Raw genomic sequence first — 15611 nt, 5'->3', positions numbered from 1 at the left:
GAAGGCCACCGACGAGTGAGTACATTCCAACAGCCAGATCCCAAGGACCGCCCCGCGCGGCTCAGCGTGGGCGTGGTCGGAGCGGGCCGGGTCGGTCCGGCGCTCGCCGCGTCCCTGCAACTCGCCGGGCACCGCCCGGTCGCGGTCTCCGGGGTGTCCGACGCCTCCCGGCGGCGGGCGGCGCTGCTGCTCCCGGACGTGCCGGTCCTCCCGCCCGCGGAGGTCCTTGAGCGCGCCGAGCTGGTGCTGCTGACCGTCCCCGACGACACCCTGCCGGGCCTGGTGCAGGGCCTCGCCGAGACCGGGGCCGTACGGCCGGGGCAGCTGCTGGTGCACACCTCCGGGCGCTACGGCGCACGTGTGCTCGACCCCGCCCTGCGCGCGGGAGCGCTGCCCATCGCCCTGCACCCCGCGATGACCTTCACCGGCACCCCGGTGGACGTCCAGCGCCTGGCCGGCTGCTCCTTCGGGGTCACCGCGCCCGGGGAGCTGCGGCTGGCCGCCGAGGCGCTCGTGATCGAGATGGGCGGCGAGCCCGAGTGGATCGCCGAGGAGCGGCGCCCGCTGTACCACGCGGCCCTCGCCCTCGGTGCGAACCACCTGGTCACCCTGGTCGCCGAGTCCATGGACCTGTTGCGGGCGGCGGGCGTCGAGGCCCCCGACCGCATGCTCGGACCGCTGCTCGGCGCCGCCCTGGACAACGCCCTGCGCTCCGGTGACGCGGCCCTGACCGGCCCCGTCGCGCGTGGTGACGCGGGCACGGTCGCCGCGCACATCGCCGAGCTGCGCGAGCACGCCCCCCAGACCGTGGCCGGCTATCTGGCGATGGCCCGCGCGACCGCCGACCGGGCCCTCGCCCACGGACTGCTCAGGCCGGAGCTGGCGGAGGACCTCCTCGGGGTACTCGCCGACGGCACCTCTCTGCCGGGGAACCCCGGGAGCCCGGAGAGCCCCGAGCACCCCGAGAGTCCCGAGAACCCTGAGAACCCTGAGAACGGGGAAGACCGATGACCCGCCGCCCCTTCGAACTCCTCCCCACGGTGGACGATCTGCGCAACGCCCAGGACCACCACGGGGTGCCGGGGCGCACGGCCGTCGTGATGACCATGGGTGCGCTGCACGAGGGTCACGCCACGCTGATCCGGGCGGCCCGCAAGCACGTCGGCGGCAAGGGTTTCGTGATCGTCACCGTCTTCGTCAACCCGCTGCAGTTCGGCGAGGGCGAGGACCTCGACCGCTATCCGCGCACCCTGGACGCCGACCTGAAGGTCGCGGAACAGGCCGGTGCGGACGCCGTGTTCGCTCCCTCCGTGGAGGAGGTCTACCCGGGCGGCGCGCCCCAGGTGCGGATGTCCGCGGGCCCGATGGGCGAGCGCCTCGAAGGGGCCCACCGCCCCGGGCACTTCGACGGCATGCTCACGGTCGTCGCCAAGCTGCTGCACCTCACGCGCCCCGACGTCGCCCTGTTCGGGCAGAAGGACGCCCAGCAGCTCGCCCTGATCCGCCGGATGGTGCGCGATCTGAACTTCGGCGTGGAGATCGTCGGCGTGCCCACCGTGCGCGAGGAGGACGGCCTCGCGCTCTCCAGCCGCAACCGCTATCTCTCGCCCACCGAGCGGCACACCGCGCTCACCCTGTCGCGGGCCCTGTTCGCGGGGCGCGACCGGCACGCCGCCCAGGAGGCGCTGCGCGCGCGTGCCCGCGAGGTGCCCTCCACGAGCGCGCGGGCGGAGGCTCTCAGCGCGATAGGCGAGTCGCGCGCCGCAGCCGACGCGCACGCCGTGGCCAAGGCCGCGCCCGGCGGTCCCGCGGCCGTCCGCGCCACCGCCCGGCTCATGCTCGACGAGGCCGCCCACCTCGACCCGCCGCTGGTCCTGGACTACCTGGCCCTGGTCGACCCCTCGGACTTCACCGAGGTCCCCGACGACTACACCGGCGAGGCCGTCCTCGCCGTCGCCGCCCGGGTCGGGACGACCCGGCTGATCGACAACATCCCTCTCTCCTTCGGAGCCCCCGAGCCCGTCGATTCCCACGGAGCCGCCTCGTGAGCAGCACAGGCATACGACTGCACGCGCCCGCACCGGGCTGGTCCATCTCCTCCGACGTCGTCGTCGTCGGTTCCGGCGTCGCCGGCCTCACCGCGGCCCTGCGCTGCGAGGCCGCGGGCCTGCGGACGGTCGTCGTCACCAAGGCCCGACTGGACGACGGCTCGACCCGCTGGGCGCAGGGCGGCGTCGCGGCGGCCCTCGGCGAGGGCGACACCCCGGGGCAGCACCTTGAGGACACGCTGGTGGCGGGGGCGGGCCTGTGCGACGAGGAGGCGGTCCGCATCCTGGTCACCGAGGGCCCCGACGCGGTGCGCCGGCTGATCTCCACCGGAGCGCACTTCGACACCGACGACGAGGGCGGTATCGAACTCACCCGCGAGGGCGGCCACCACCGCCGCCGGATCGCGCACGCCGGCGGTGACGCGACCGGCGCCGAGATCTCCCGGGCCCTCGTGGAGGCCGTACGCGCGCGTGGACTGCGCACGATCGAGAACGCGCTGGTCCTGGATCTGCTCAACGACGCCGAGGGCCGGACCGCGGGCGTCAGCCTGCACGTCATGGGCGAGGGCCAGCACGACGGCGTGGGCGCCGTGCACGCGCCCGCCGTGGTCCTCGCCACCGGCGGCATGGGCCAGGTCTTCTCCGCGACCACCAACCCGTCGGTGTCCACGGGAGACGGCGTGGCGCTCGCCCTGCGCGCCGGAGCCGAGGTCAGCGACCTTGAGTTCGTGCAGTTCCACCCCACCGTGCTGTTCCTCGGCCCGGATGCGGAGGGCCAGCAGCCGCTCGTCTCCGAGGCGGTGCGCGGCGAGGGCGCGCACCTGGTGGACGCGGACGGAGTGCGCTTCATGCTCGGTCAGCACGAGCTGGCCGAACTGGCGCCCCGGGACATCGTCGCCAAGGGGATCATGCGCCGGATGCAGGAGCAGGATGCCGACCACATGTTCCTCGACGCCCGCCACTTCGGCGCCGAGATGTGGGAGCACCGCTTCCCGACGATCCTGGCCGCCTGCCGCGCCCACGGCATCGACCCGGTCACCGAGCCCATCCCCATCGCCCCGGCGGCGCACTACGCCTCCGGCGGTGTGCGCACCGACTCCCGCGGCCGGACGACCGTGCCGGGCCTGTACGCGTGCGGTGAGGTCGCCTGCACGGGAGTGCACGGCGCCAACCGGCTCGCCTCCAACTCCCTGCTGGAGGGGCTGGTCTACGCCGAGCGCATCGCCGCCGACATCGCGGGGGGCCGGGCGGAGGACGGGCTGCACGCGCGCGTGCCCGAACCCGTCTCGTACCCCGAGCGGCCCGCGCACCCGCTGCTCGCCCCGGAGGACCGGTTCACGATCCAGCGGATCATGACGGACGGCGCCGGTGTGCTCCGGTCCGCCTCCTCCCTCCAGAAGGCCGCGGACCGGCTCCAGCGCCTGCACAGCGACGCGCGCGACGCCCTCGCGGAGAACGGCAAGACCTCCGAACCCGGCGTGGACACCTGGGAGACCACCAACCTCCTGTGCGTGGCCCGGGTCCTGGTCGCCGCGGCCCAGCTGCGCGAGGAGACCCGCGGCTGCCACTGGCGCGAGGACCATGCCGGCCGCGACGACACCGCCTGGCGCCGCCACATCGCCGTACGGCTGAATCCGGACCGGACGCTGGCCGTACACACCACCGACACCGCAGACTTCCCCCCGACCCTCCCCGGGTCGCCCGGCGCCGCGCGCGCCGGGGAGCCCTTCCCGCAGCACCGGCCTCAGGAGCAGTGACGAACGTGAGCACCCCCGACCTTCCCCTCGCCTCGACCGGTGGCTGCGGCGACGGCTGTGCCTGCGGCGCGGACACCGACGAGGAATTCCTGGAGTGCGGGCTCGACCCGGCACTCGCCCAGCTCCTGGCCGACGCGGGGCTCGACCCGGTGGAGGTCGAGGACATCGCCAACGTCGCCATCCAGGAGGACCTGGACCACGGCGTCGACGTGACGACGGTCGCGACGATCCCCGAGGAGGCGGTCGCCACCGGCGACTTCACCGCGCGCGAGGCCGGAGTGGCGGCGGGCCTGCGGGTCGCCGAGGCGGTCATCTCGGTGGTCTGCACGGACGAGTTCGAGGTCGAGCGGCATGTGGACGACGGCGACCGGGTGGAGGCCGGCCAGAAGCTTCTGACCGTCACCACCCGCACCCGTGACCTGCTCACCGCCGAGCGCAGCGCGCTGAACATCCTGTGCCGCCTGTCGGGCATCGCGACCGCCACGCGCGCGTGGGCGGACACCCTGGAGGGCACCAAGACGCGCGTACGGGACACCCGAAAGACGACGCCGGGCCTGCGCGCCCTGGAGAAGTTCGCGGTCCGCTGCGGCGGTGGTGTGAACCACCGGATGTCCCTTTCGGACGCGGCGCTGGTGAAGGACAACCACGTCGTGGCGGCCGGCGGTGTCGCCCAGGCGTTCGAGGCGGTCCGTGAGATGTTCCCGGACGTCGCGATCGAGGTCGAGGTCGACACCCTGCACCAGCTGCGTGAGGTGGTCGACGCGGGCGCGGACCTGATCCTCCTGGACAACTTCACACCGGGCGAGTGCGAGGAGGCGGTCGCGATCGTCGACGGCCGTGCCCTGCTGGAGGCGTCGGGCCGGCTGACCCTGCAGAACGCCAAGGCGTACGCGGACACGGGTGTCGACTTCCTGGCGGTCGGAGCGCTGACGCACTCCTCCCCGATCCTGGACATCGGCCTGGACCTGCGAGCGGCGGAGTAGGAAGAAGCCATGCTGCTGACCATCGACGTAGGCAACACGCACACCGTCCTCGGCCTGTTCGACGGCGAGGACATCGTCGAGCACTGGCGGATCTCCACGGACGCGCGCCGCACGGCGGACGAACTGGCGGTGCTCCTGCAGGGCCTGATGGGCATGCATCCGCTCCTCGGCGAGGAACTCGGAGACGGCATCGACGGCATCGCGATCTGCGCGACCGTGCCGTCGGTGCTGCACGAGCTGCGCGAGGTGACGCGCCGTTACTACGGCGACGTGCCCGCGGTGCTCGTGGAGCCGGGGGTGAAGACCGGCGTGCCGATCCTCACCGACAACCCCAAGGAGGTCGGCGCCGACCGCATCATCAACTCGGTCGCCGCGGTCGAGCTGTACGGGGGTCCGGCGATCGTCGTGGACTTCGGCACGGCGACCACGTTCGACGCGGTGAGCGCCCGCGGGGAGTACGTCGGCGGGGTCATCGCGCCGGGCATCGAGATCTCGGTGGAGGCGCTGGGCGTCAAGGGCGCGCAGCTGCGGAAGATCGAGGTGGCGCGCCCGCGGAGCGTGATCGGCAAGAACACGGTGGAGGCGATGCAGGCGGGCATCGTCTACGGCTTCGCGGGCCAGGTCGACGGGGTCGTGAGCCGGATGGCCCGCGAGCTGTCGGCCGACCCGGACGACGTGACGGTCATCGCCACGGGCGGGCTCGCCCCGATGGTCCTCGGCGAGTCCACGGTGATCGACGAGCACGAGCCATGGCTGACCCTGATCGGCCTGCGGCTGGTCTACGAACGGAACGTGTCCCGTATGTGAGACGCGGCGAAGCGCCGAAGGCCGCCCCCACCTGAGGGAACCCGAGGGCGACACGGAGCCCCGTGGGGCCCGTTTTGTCCGATTAGCGGTAGCGTCACCGCATGCCCACGCCATACGGATCCCGCGGCGGCCTGGCGTTCGGCGCGGAGGAGCTGCGCGTGCTCCGCCGGGCCCTCGCCCTCGCCCTGCATCCCCGCACCGTTTCCGCCGAGGACGTCCAGGACTGCCTCCGCCTCGCCGAGTCCGTCGACGAGGCGGTGCGGGAGGGGGCCCGTCTGCGGGCCTTCCTGCTGGCCGACCTCGCCCGCTACCGCGCCGCGCTTCCCGGCGCCGCGGCCGGCTACTTCGCCCTCCTGGACGACGCCCTGCGGGCCGGCTACCGACCGGTCCCGGACGATCTCGCCGCCCTGGGCGCCCTGCGCGGCGCTCCGGCCGCAGCCGCCCTCCTCGACCGCTGTGACGCCCTCGCCGAACGCGACGTGCGGGCCGCCCGTCCCGCCTCCGGCGGTGTCACGGTCCCCGCCTGCCGGGCCCGGCTCACGGCCCTCCCCGGCGGCCGCGGCAGCGCGGAGGAACAGGCCGAGAAGCCCGCCCGCAAACCCGGCGACAAACCGGCCGAGAAGCCCGAGAAGCCCGGACCGCGCCCCGAGCCGCAGGCCCCGCGCCCGCAGCGTCCCATCCCCACCCCCGGCGAGGTCTTCCCGCCCAAGCGCAAGCCGGGCCCCCCGCACGCAAGGCAACAACTCGCGGTCGGCTGACCGCCCGCGCCCCGGCGCCGCACCCCTCGTACCCGCCCCTGTCCGGTAAGGCCCACCCGACCCGGATCCATCGGACAGGGCCTGGCTACTCTGGACACATGGAATACGTCAGCGCGTTGGTGCCCCCGGTCGTCATGGCTGTCTTCTTCGGCGGGCTCATCAGGGTCATCGTGAAGACCCAGGGCGGCGCCGCCAAGGCCAAGGAGGACGCGGCCGTGGACGCGGCGCTCGCGCGCGCGCAGAGCGCCTCCCAGGCCCCGCGGCTCACCAAGGGCTGACCGGGGCCGGCTCGCGTCCCGGCCGGCGCTGGTCCGCACCGGCCGCCCCGCTGCGCACCGTACGGCGTGCGGCGCGCCCGTTTTTCGAGCCGTACGCCCTTTTTGTTGCCTTTCGCCGGATGGGCACCTGTCCGGCAGGCCATTGGTGACATCTCCCACTATTGTGCTGAGGGTGCCCCGCCCCTTGGGAGAACTCGAAGACGCGGTCATGACGCGGGTGTGGAAGTGGAACCGCCCGGTGACCGTTCGAGAAGTCCTGGAAGACCTTCAACAGGAACGGTCCATCGCATACACGACGGTGATGACCGTGCTGGACAATCTCCATCAGAAGGGCTGGGTCCGCCGCGAGGCGGAAGGCCGGGCCTATCGATATGAGGCCGTCTCCACCCGCGCCGCCTACGCGGCCGCACTGATGAACGACGCCTGGTCGCAGAGCGACAACCCGGCCGCCGCACTCGTCGCCTTCTTCGGGATGATGAGCGACGAACAGCGGCAGGCACTGCGGGACGCCATGCGCATCGTTCAGGTCCCGTCAAGTGTCCCGGAGCCCGAAGACGGCGAAACGGCCGACACGGAAGCCGAGGGCACCGAAACGGCGACCCCCGCGGAAGCCGAATCCCCCGAATCCGCATCCCCCTCCGAACCGCCTGCCGGGAGCACCGGCGGCAAGCCCGGCACAACCCCGGCGGAGAACCCCGCCAAGACGCGGGACGAGAAGAACCCCGCCTCGGACGGGGGCGGCAGCGGGCGATAGCGTCCGCTCATGCCAGCAGAGAGCCCCACCGCAAAAGCTGTCACCGTCCGGCGGGCCCGGACGACGGACGTCCCGGCGGTGCGCCGCCTCCTCGACGCCTACGTCCGGCGCGGCATCCTGCTCGACAAAGCGACGGTCACGCTTTACGAGGACATCCAGGAGTTCTGGGTGGCGGAACGCGACGACAACAGCGAGGTCGTCGGCTGTGGAGCCCTGCACGTCATGTGGGAAGACCTGGCGGAAGTGCGCACTCTCGCGGTGAAGCCCGAGGCCACGGGTCTCGGTGTCGGGCACCAGTTGCTGGAGAAGTTGCTGCAGACCGCCCGCTGGCTAGGCGTTCGCCGCGTATTCTGCCTGACCTTCGAAGTCGAGTTCTTCGGGAAGCACGGCTTCGTCGAGATCGGCGAGACGCCTGTCGACACCGATGTCTACGCGGAGCTGTTGCGTTCCTATGACGAGGGCGTCGCGGAGTTCCTCGGTCTCGAACGAGTGAAACCGAACACCTTGGGCAACAGCCGGATGCTTCTGCATCTGTGATCGTCAAGGCATCGCCCGGCCTATTCGGTCCGTGCTTCACCCGGACAGCGTTGCCCAGGTTCCCTATGTCCGAAACGCGCATCTTTCCGGGCCGTCCGTCGCAGGTTGACCTCTCCCAGGGGTTTGTGTTTTTCCAGCAAAAGCGGTTTGCTTTCCGACGTACTGCAGTACTGCATATAACAGGGGACGCGAAACAAGCGGCGCACGCCGCACTCCCTCGGCCCTGAAGTTATCGATGAAAGGAAATCCGGTGGCACAGAAGGTTCAGGTCCTTCTTGTCGACGACCTCGACGGTGGCGAGGCGGACGAGACCGTCACGTTCGCGCTGGACGGCAAGACGTACGAGATCGACCTCACGACCGCCAATGCGGACAAGCTCCGTGGCCTTCTCGACCCCTACGTCAAGGGTGGTCGTCGTACCGGTGGCCGCGCGGCGGGCGGTCGCGGCAAGACCCGCGCAGCCGCTTCGGGTGGCACCCAGGACACCGCGCAGATCCGTGCCTGGGCGAAGGAGAACGGTTACGAGGTCAACGACCGCGGCCGTGTTCCGGCGTCCATCCGCGAGGCCTACGAGAAGGCCAACGCCTGAGCGCACGCGCGGCGCAGCCGCACCCGGTGGCACTCCGTGGCCATCGTGTCGACCAGCCGCACCAGATCGGGGGCGCCCCCAACGCCCCCCACGGCCGACAGGGTCGGCAGCAGCAGTTCGATATCGCTTCCCGGCTCGGGGGGCCGCAGCCAGACCGCGGCCCCCTGTGAACCGTTCCGGTCCGGGGGAAGCGGCCCGATCGGGCCGGCCGGGGTCAGCCGGCCGACGGCTGGGGGGCCGGTGTCCGGGGAGTCGGCGGCGGGAGCCCGCGGTGGCAGCGGCGCCTCGATCTGCCCGCCCGCTCCGACGGCGGTGAGATCCACGGCCAGGGAGCCCCACTCCAGCCAGTCGAGCAGCCCCGGCAGTTCGTCCGCGCTGCCAGCGGCCACCAGCAGCCGCATGCGGTCCCCGTGCAGCGCCACCGGGGACCGGGGACCCAGATGCCGCAGCGCGGCCTCACCGGCCTCGGCGGGAACCTCCAGGACGTCGAATCGCACGCCTGTGACCAGCCGCAACGGCTCTCCGGGAACGGTGGCCCAGCCCAGCCCGTCCTCGTACCAGCGGCGTGCCGTTCCGTCCGGGTCGCGCGGTCGGCGGGGGAGGGGCACCGTGGAAAGCAGGGGCACTGTGTGGACCATGCCCGGAGCAACAGCCCGAGTAGGCCCCGAGTTACGCTGGGTGGTGCCATGACTACGCAGAGTGCCGGGAACAAGGGCGCGCGGGGGTGTTCGGCAGCGCAAGGATGTTCGCCCGTAGCGGAGGGAATCGGTGCGCGCGGCATGGAGTGTCCATGCGTACGGGTAAGACATCCCTAGTGGGAGGGGGCGACACGCAGGACGGGCCGCCCCACGTTCGCCATAGGCGTACTGGCGAGTGGGGTATCTGCCTGGCCTGCGGGAACATCGTCTCGCACCATCGGGTTGGAGCAGATGTCGGCGTTCGGGGTCAGGAGGCCAAGGACGGTGTCGGCAGTTGGAATGAGCGGTCCCCGCTTGCGGGACTAAGCTGCGGAAGGACAGGGAGGGGAGCGTCCCCTTACTGCCTGACCGCTCTGAGGAGCGATTAACGATGTTCGAGAGGTTCACCGACCGCGCGCGGCGGGTTGTCGTCCTGGCTCAGGAAGAAGCCCGGATGCTCAACCACAACTACATCGGCACCGAGCACATCCTCCTGGGCCTGATCCACGAGGGTGAGGGTGTCGCCGCTAAGGCCCTGGAGAGCCTCGGGATTTCGCTCGAGGCGGTCCGCCAGCAGGTGGAGGAGATCATCGGCCAGGGCCAGCAGGCCCCCTCCGGCCACATCCCCTTCACTCCCCGTGCCAAGAAGGTCCTGGAGCTGTCGCTCCGCGAGGCCCTTCAGCTGGGCCACAACTACATCGGCACGGAGCACATCCTGCTCGGCCTGATCCGTGAGGGCGAGGGCGTCGCCGCCCAGGTCCTGGTCAAGCTGGGCGCAGACCTCAACCGTGTCCGCCAGCAGGTCATCCAGCTGCTGTCGGGCTACCAGGGCAAGGAGACGGCCACCGCCGGCGGCCCGGCCGAGGGCACCCCCTCGACCTCCCTCGTCCTGGACCAGTTCGGCCGGAACCTCACCCAGGCCGCTCGTGAGTCCAAGCTCGACCCGGTCATCGGGCGCGAGAAGGAGATCGAGCGGGTCATGCAGGTGCTGTCCCGCCGCACCAAGAACAACCCGGTCCTCATCGGCGAGCCCGGCGTCGGCAAGACGGCGGTCGTCGAGGGCCTGGCGCAGGCCATCGTCAAGGGCGAGGTGCCCGAGACCCTCAAGGACAAGCACCTCTACACCCTCGACCTGGGCGCGCTGGTCGCCGGCTCCCGCTACCGCGGTGACTTCGAGGAGCGCCTGAAGAAGGTGCTCAAGGAGATCCGCACCCGCGGCGACATCATCCTGTTCATCGACGAGCTGCACACGCTGGTCGGTGCGGGTGCCGCCGAGGGCGCCATCGACGCGGCCTCCATCCTGAAGCCGATGCTGGCCCGCGGTGAGCTGCAGACCATCGGTGCGACCACGCTCGACGAGTACCGCAAGCACCTGGAGAAGGACGCGGCCCTGGAGCGCCGCTTCCAGCCCATCCAGGTCGCGGAGCCGTCCCTGCCGCACACCATCGAGATCCTCAAGGGTCTGCGCGACCGTTACGAGGCGCACCACCGCGTCTCCATCACGGACGAGGCCCTGGTCCAGGCCGCCACCCTGGCCGACCGCTACATCTCGGACCGCTTCCTGCCGGACAAGGCGATCGACCTGATCGACGAGGCGGGTTCCCGGATGCGCATCCGCCGGATGACCGCTCCGCCGGACCTGCGCGAGTTCGACGAGAAGATCGCGGCCGTCCGCCGGGACAAGGAGTCCGCGATCGACTCCCAGGACTTCGAGAAGGCGGCGTCTCTCCGCGACAAGGAGAAGCAGCTGCTCGCCGCGAAGGCCAAGCGGGAGAAGGAGTGGAAGGCCGGCGACATGGACGTCGTCGCCGAGGTCGACGGCGAGCTGATCGCCGAGGTCCTGGCCACCGCCACGGGCATCCCGGTGTTCAAGCTCACCGAGGAGGAGTCCAGCCGACTGCTCCGCATGGAGGACGAGCTCCACAAGCGGGTCATCGGCCAGGTGGACGCCGTCAAGGCGCTCTCGAAGGCGATCCGCCGTACGCGTGCGGGCCTGAAGGACCCGAAGCGTCCGGGTGGTTCGTTCATCTTCGCGGGCCCGTCCGGTGTCGGTAAGACCGAGCTGTCCAAGGCGCTCGCCGAGTTCCTGTTCGGCGACGAGGACGCGCTGATCTCCCTCGACATGTCGGAGTTCAGCGAGAAGCACACGGTGTCGCGTCTCTTCGGTTCGCCCCCCGGATACGTGGGCTACGAGGAGGGCGGCCAGCTGACGGAGAAGGTGCGCCGCAAGCCGTTCTCGGTCGTCCTCTTCGACGAGGTCGAGAAGGCCCACCCGGACATCTTCAACTCGCTGCTGCAGATCCTGGAGGACGGTCGCCTGACCGACTCCCAGGGCCGGGTCGTGGACTTCAAGAACACGGTCATCATCATGACGACCAACCTCGGTACCCGGGACATCTCCAAGGGCTTCAACCTGGGCTTCGCCGCCGCCGGCGACACGAAGACCAACTATGAGCGCATGAAGAACAAGGTGTCGGACGAGCTCAAGCAGCACTTCCGCCCCGAGTTCCTCAACCGCGTCGACGACGTGGTCGTCTTCCCGCAGCTGACCCAGATCGACATCCTGGCGATCGTCGACCTGATGATCAGCAAGGTCGACGAGCGGCTCAAGGACCGGGACATGGGCATCGAGCTCGCCCAGTCCGCCAAGGAGCTGCTGGCCAAGAAGGGCTACGACCCCGTGCTGGGCGCCCGGCCGCTGCGCCGCACGATCCAGCGCGAGATCGAGGACACGCTCTCCGAGAAGATCCTCTTCGGCGAGCTGCGTCCGGGCCACATCGTGGTCGTCGACACGGAGGGCGAGGGCGAGAACCAGACCTTCACCTTCCGCGGTGAGGAGAAGTCGGCACTGCCGGACGTTCCGCCGATCGAGCAGGCGGCCGGTGGCGGTCCGAACCTGAGCAAGGAGGCGTGACCCTCCGCGGTTTTGCCAGGGGCTGCCCCGGGACTTCGGTCCCGGGGCAGCCCCTTTTTCGCTGCGAGCTTTCCGTGAGGCCCGGCTACTCCAGGAACCCGAAATGGCTTTTCCGCAGGGCACAGGGCTGCCCGGGCGGTGACATGGCACACAGGAGCACGGGCCGTACTACGGGACCTAGCAGAAGAGCGTTATCGACAAAAGGGACATTTAGCCCTGAAGGGCGGGAAGGGGGCGTCATGCGAATGGTGCTCCATGTGGCCCTTTCATCCCGACTTCCTAATAGACACCCCTTCTGTCAAGAAGGCAGAATTTCTGCCGGGTATGTACGAAGAGTCGTCGTAGTGCAGGGGTTTGAGGGTGCCGGGGGCGGCTTGTATCAAGGAATGGTCAAGTCCCTGACTTCGCGAGGTCCCCATGCCGCTGTGCGCCCTCCCTCTGTCCCGTAGGTCCCGGCTCCGCCGCCGGGTCGCCGTGCTGACCGCCGGTGTGGGCCTCTCGGCCCTGCTGGGGTCCGGGGTCGCCACCGCCGCCGACAGCGCCGCGCCGGGCGCGGCCGCCTGGGTCGCTCCGGTCAGGCAGTACGGGCTGACGGCGGGGTTCGGCAGGGCCGGCGGGATGTGGCGGGCCGGGCACAGCGGCCAGGACTTCGCGGTGCCGAGCGGCACCCGGGTCGTCGCCGTGCACACCGGCACCGTCGTCGAGGCGGGCGGCAACGGGGCCGGTGACGGGTCCGCGTACGGCAACGCCGTCGTCCTGAGGCACGCCGACGGCACGTACTCCCAGTACGCCCACCTCTCGCGGATCGACGTACGGCCCGGCCAGAGTGTGACGGCCGGCCGGCGCATCGGGCTCTCCGGCAGCACCGGCAACTCCAGCGGACCCCATCTGCACTTCGAGATCCGGCGAACCCCGCACTACGGGTCCGCCGTGAACCCCCTCGCCTTCCTGCGCGGCAAGGGCGTGGCGATCTGAGGCGGGCGAGCGCCCGGATGCCCCTGCGGTGGCCCGGAGCGTGCCGCTAGGGCGCCTGGGGCCCGGCGTGCGCCTGGGTCACCAGGTCGATGGCGACCTCCAGGACCGCCCTGCGCTTCTCCTCCGCGTCGCCGTCGACCTCCTGGAGGACGAACATCCCGGCGTGCATGGTGAACAGTGCGCTGACACAGCGGACCTGGTCGGTCAGTGAGGCGTCCGGGTCCCGGATGATGTCGCGCATCTGGAGCATCCGGTCCTTGAACTCGTTGCCGATGCTCAGCTCGCGGATCGTGGCCTGGTTCTCCTGCATGAAGCGGAACAGCGGGGCCGCGCCCACGAGCGCCTCGCTGTAGCGGCGCAGCACCTCCCGCTTGGTCTCCAGGGTGTGCGGCTGCGCCTTGCCCCATTCGATCAGCTCGTCCATCGGGCGGGTCAGATCCTCGAAGATGCTGACGAGGATCTCTTCCTTGGTCTTGAAGTGGTAATAGAGAGCCGCCTTGGTGACCTCCAGGCGCTCCGCGATCTCCCGCAGCGAGGTCTTCTCATAGCCCTGCTCGGCGAAGAGTTCGAGCGCCACGTCCTGGATCCGCTGGTGGGTGTCCCCCCGCCGCTGCCGCTTGGTGCCGTCCATGGTCGTGCTGCCCATCCTCGTACTCCTCGGACCTCGGATACCTGCTTACCGCCCGACAGGCAGGCCCCAAACTTACTTGACGCCCGGCTAGTTCCGGGACTACCTTCCCTCAGTGTAGTCAACTAGCCGGGCGGCAAGTAAGTGGCCGGGCGGCAGGCAAGACCTAGGGGAGTTGGGGAGCATGGCGGACAACACGGCACCGCCCGAGACCGAGAAGCAGCAGCCACGGAGCGTACGAGTCGTCCTGCTCGCGCTGATGATCACCATGATGCTCGCGATGCTCGACAACATGATCGTGGGCACCGCGATGCCGACGATCGTGGGCGAGCTCGGCGGGCTTCAGCACCTGTCCTGGGTGGTGACCGGGTACACGCTCGCGACGGCCGCCTCCACTCCGCTGTGGGGCAAGATCGGCGACATGTACGGGCGCAAGGGCGCCTTCATGAGCTCGATCGTGATCTTCCTGATCGGTTCGGCGCTCAGCGGCATGGCGCAGAACATGGACCAGCTCATCGGCTTCCGCGCCGTGCAGGGCCTCGGCGCCGGCGGTCTCATGGTCGGCGTCATGGCCATCATCGGCGATCTGATCCCGCCGCGGGAGCGCGGCAAGTACCAGGGCATGATGGCCGGCGTCATGGCGCTCGCGATGATCGGCGGCCCGCTGGTCGGCGGCACGATCACCGACCACTGGGGCTGGCGCTGGTCCTTCTACATCAACCTGCCGCTCGGCATAGTCGCCCTGGTCGCCATCAGCGCCGTACTGCATCTGCCCAAGAAGCGCGCCAAGTCCCGGATCGACTACCTCGGTGCCGCCCTGCTCACGGTCGGCATCACCTCGATCGTGCTGGTGACCACCTGGGGCGGGTCCCAGTACGCCTGGACCTCCGCGCGGATCATGGAGCTGATAGGCATCGGTGTCGCCGCGCTCGTCGGGTTCGTGTTCTGGCAGACCAAGGCCGCCGAGCCGGTCGTGCCGCTGCACATCTTCCGCAGCCGTAACTTCACCCTGATGTCGGTGATCGGGTTCATCACCGGTTTCGTGATGTTCGGTGCGACGCTGTTCCTGCCGCTGTACCAGCAGGCGGTGCAGGGCGCCTCCGCGACCAACTCCGGACTGCTGCTCCTGCCGATGCTCGGCGCGATGCTCGTCGTGTCGATGATCGCGGGCCGCGTCACCACCAACAGCGGTCGCTACAAGGTCTTCCCGCTGGTCGGCAGCGTGCTGATGATCACCGGCCTGTACCTCCTGTCCCGGATGGACATCAGCACGACCCGCTTCACCTCGGGCGTGTACATGGCCGTCCTGGGCGCCGGAATGGGCTGCCTGATGCAGATCACCATGCTGGTGGCGCAGAACAGCGTCGAGATGAAGGACATGGGCGTCGCGTCCTCGTCCACCACCCTGTTCCGTACGCTCGGCTCCTCCTTCGGCGTCGCGATCATGGGCGCGCTGTTCAACAACCGGGTGCAGGACGAGATGACCAAGCGGGCCGGCGCCCTCGGTTCGAAGATCACCGAGCAGTCCGCCCAACTGGACGCGAAGAGCCTGGAGAAGCTGCCGGCGGCGGCCCGGGAGGCGTACCAGTACGCGGTCTCGGCGGGCACGCACTCGGCCTTCCTGCTGGGCGCCGTGGTGGCCGTGGGCGCGCTGGCGGCCGCGGTCTTCGTGAAGGAGGTCCCGCTGCGCGGCGCCGGACCGGACAAGCAGGGCGGGGACGCGGCTGGGGACGCCGCGGAGATGCAGGCGACGGTGGCAGAGGCCGTCTGACGCACCCTTTCCCGGCCGCCGAAGGCCCCTGGAGCCCGAACTTGAGTTCTAGGAGTCGTCGCAACACCCCAGCCCAAGGGGTGCGATGGAGTTCCAGATCCGCAAGGTGCGGACGGTGGCCCAAGGCCGTAAGCG

Annotated in this window: 15 protein-coding genes; 13 read left to right on the top strand and 2 right to left on the bottom strand. The window is 70.5% G+C overall.

Annotated features, from left to right (window positions below):
* The first annotated feature begins 15 nt into the window (after positions 1-15).
* The 10 genes from ACFY2Z_RS39335 (at position 16) to ACFY2Z_RS39290 (ending at position 8511) form a co-directional block, all read left to right on the top strand.
* Complete coding sequence (locus tag ACFY2Z_RS39335) at positions 16-1011, top strand: Rossmann-like and DUF2520 domain-containing protein (RefSeq protein WP_390748798.1); 996 nt, start codon at positions 16-18, stop codon at positions 1009-1011.
* Positions 1008-2048: a pantoate--beta-alanine ligase gene (gene panC / locus ACFY2Z_RS39330; RefSeq protein WP_390748797.1), complete on the top strand. Its 1041-nt coding sequence runs from the start codon at positions 1008-1010 to the stop codon at positions 2046-2048. The genes ACFY2Z_RS39335 and panC overlap by 4 nt, the downstream gene beginning before the upstream one ends.
* Complete coding sequence (locus tag ACFY2Z_RS39325) at positions 2045-3805, top strand: L-aspartate oxidase (protein WP_390748796.1); 1761 nt, start codon at positions 2045-2047, stop codon at positions 3803-3805. The genes panC and ACFY2Z_RS39325 overlap by 4 nt, the downstream gene beginning before the upstream one ends.
* A 5-nt stretch (positions 3806-3810) precedes the next feature.
* Positions 3811-4788: a carboxylating nicotinate-nucleotide diphosphorylase gene (nadC, locus tag ACFY2Z_RS39320; protein WP_390748795.1), complete on the top strand. Its 978-nt coding sequence runs from the start codon at positions 3811-3813 to the stop codon at positions 4786-4788.
* Between the two features lie 9 nt (positions 4789-4797).
* Positions 4798-5595: a type III pantothenate kinase gene (locus ACFY2Z_RS39315; RefSeq protein ID WP_390748794.1), complete on the top strand. Its 798-nt coding sequence runs from the start codon at positions 4798-4800 to the stop codon at positions 5593-5595.
* Positions 5596-5696: 101 nt separating this feature from the next.
* Entirely contained in the window at positions 5697-6353 is a 657-nt protein-coding gene (locus ACFY2Z_RS39310; protein WP_390748793.1) for a hypothetical protein, read from the top strand.
* A 98-nt stretch (positions 6354-6451) separates the two neighbouring features.
* Positions 6452-6631 carry a hypothetical protein gene (locus ACFY2Z_RS39305; protein WP_390748792.1) on the top strand — a complete coding sequence of 60 codons (180 nt, stop codon included), beginning with the start codon at positions 6452-6454 and terminating at the stop codon, positions 6629-6631.
* A 208-nt stretch (positions 6632-6839) separates the two neighbouring features.
* Positions 6840-7385, top strand: a complete 546-nt coding sequence (locus ACFY2Z_RS39300) for a BlaI/MecI/CopY family transcriptional regulator (RefSeq protein ID WP_390748815.1) — start codon at positions 6840-6842, stop codon at positions 7383-7385.
* Between the two features lie 9 nt (positions 7386-7394).
* Complete coding sequence (locus tag ACFY2Z_RS39295) at positions 7395-7922, top strand: amino-acid N-acetyltransferase (RefSeq protein WP_311694781.1); 528 nt, start codon at positions 7395-7397, stop codon at positions 7920-7922.
* 250 nt (positions 7923-8172) lie between these two features.
* Positions 8173-8511: an Lsr2 family protein gene (locus ACFY2Z_RS39290; RefSeq protein ID WP_355912899.1), complete on the top strand. Its 339-nt coding sequence runs from the start codon at positions 8173-8175 to the stop codon at positions 8509-8511.
* On the opposite strand, the gene ACFY2Z_RS39285 is transcribed toward ACFY2Z_RS39290, so the two are convergent.
* Positions 8490-9149: an SCO3374 family protein gene (locus tag ACFY2Z_RS39285; protein WP_390748791.1), complete on the bottom strand. Its 660-nt coding sequence runs from the start codon at positions 9147-9149 to the stop codon at positions 8490-8492. The two genes, ACFY2Z_RS39290 and ACFY2Z_RS39285, sit on opposite strands and share 22 nt — an antisense overlap.
* Positions 9150-9579: 430 nt before the next feature.
* Here ACFY2Z_RS39285 and ACFY2Z_RS39280 point away from each other — a divergent pair, with 430 nt between their 5' ends.
* A complete protein-coding gene (locus tag ACFY2Z_RS39280) occupies positions 9580-12102 on the top strand; it encodes an ATP-dependent Clp protease ATP-binding subunit (RefSeq protein ID WP_390748790.1) in 2523 nt (840 codons plus the stop codon).
* 417 nt (positions 12103-12519) lie between these two features.
* Positions 12520-13077, top strand: coding sequence for a M23 family metallopeptidase (locus ACFY2Z_RS39275; protein WP_390748789.1), 558 nt, complete (start codon positions 12520-12522; stop codon positions 13075-13077).
* Positions 13078-13123: 46 nt separating this feature from the next.
* Here ACFY2Z_RS39275 and ACFY2Z_RS39270 read toward each other — a convergent pair whose 3' ends face one another.
* The gene (locus ACFY2Z_RS39270) at positions 13124-13723 is read right to left on the bottom strand and encodes a TetR/AcrR family transcriptional regulator (protein ID WP_390748788.1); all 600 of its coding nucleotides are present in this window, start codon (positions 13721-13723) and stop codon (positions 13124-13126) included.
* A 166-nt stretch (positions 13724-13889) separates the two neighbouring features.
* Between ACFY2Z_RS39270 and ACFY2Z_RS39265 the strand changes: the two genes are divergently transcribed.
* Positions 13890-15476, top strand: a complete 1587-nt coding sequence (locus ACFY2Z_RS39265; protein ID WP_390748787.1) for an MDR family MFS transporter — start codon at positions 13890-13892, stop codon at positions 15474-15476.
* Positions 15477-15611 lie beyond the last annotated feature (135 nt).

The organism is Streptomyces sp. NPDC001222, assembly GCF_042896945.1.
Lineage (GTDB): Bacteria > Actinomycetota > Actinomycetes > Streptomycetales > Streptomycetaceae > Streptomyces > Streptomyces gibsoniae.
The sequence above is the reverse complement of the archived record's forward strand: the minus strand, read 5'-3'. Positions and strand labels throughout refer to the sequence as shown.

Excerpts from the sequence above, each read along its gene's own strand:
- panC (WP_390748797.1), top strand. The coding sequence starts at position 1,008 with ATGACCCGCCGCCCCTTCGAACTCCTCCCCACGGTGGACGATCTGCGC.
- ACFY2Z_RS39315 (WP_390748794.1), top strand. The coding sequence starts at position 4,798 with ATGCTGCTGACCATCGACGTAGGCAACACGCACACCGTCCTCGGCCTG.
- ACFY2Z_RS39310 (WP_390748793.1), top strand. The coding sequence starts at position 5,697 with ATGCCCACGCCATACGGATCCCGCGGCGGCCTGGCGTTCGGCGCGGAG.
- ACFY2Z_RS39305 (WP_390748792.1), top strand. The coding sequence starts at position 6,452 with ATGGAATACGTCAGCGCGTTGGTGCCCCCGGTCGTCATGGCTGTCTTC.
- ACFY2Z_RS39300 (WP_390748815.1), top strand. The coding sequence starts at position 6,840 with ATGACGCGGGTGTGGAAGTGGAACCGCCCGGTGACCGTTCGAGAAGTC.
- ACFY2Z_RS39295 (WP_311694781.1), top strand. The coding sequence starts at position 7,395 with ATGCCAGCAGAGAGCCCCACCGCAAAAGCTGTCACCGTCCGGCGGGCC.
- ACFY2Z_RS39285 (WP_390748791.1), bottom strand. The coding sequence starts at position 9,149 with ATGGTCCACACAGTGCCCCTGCTTTCCACGGTGCCCCTCCCCCGCCGA.
- ACFY2Z_RS39280 (WP_390748790.1), top strand. The coding sequence starts at position 9,580 with ATGTTCGAGAGGTTCACCGACCGCGCGCGGCGGGTTGTCGTCCTGGCT.
- ACFY2Z_RS39275 (WP_390748789.1), top strand. The coding sequence starts at position 12,520 with ATGCCGCTGTGCGCCCTCCCTCTGTCCCGTAGGTCCCGGCTCCGCCGC.
- ACFY2Z_RS39270 (WP_390748788.1), bottom strand. The coding sequence starts at position 13,723 with ATGGGCAGCACGACCATGGACGGCACCAAGCGGCAGCGGCGGGGGGAC.
- ACFY2Z_RS39265 (WP_390748787.1), top strand. The coding sequence starts at position 13,890 with ATGGCGGACAACACGGCACCGCCCGAGACCGAGAAGCAGCAGCCACGG.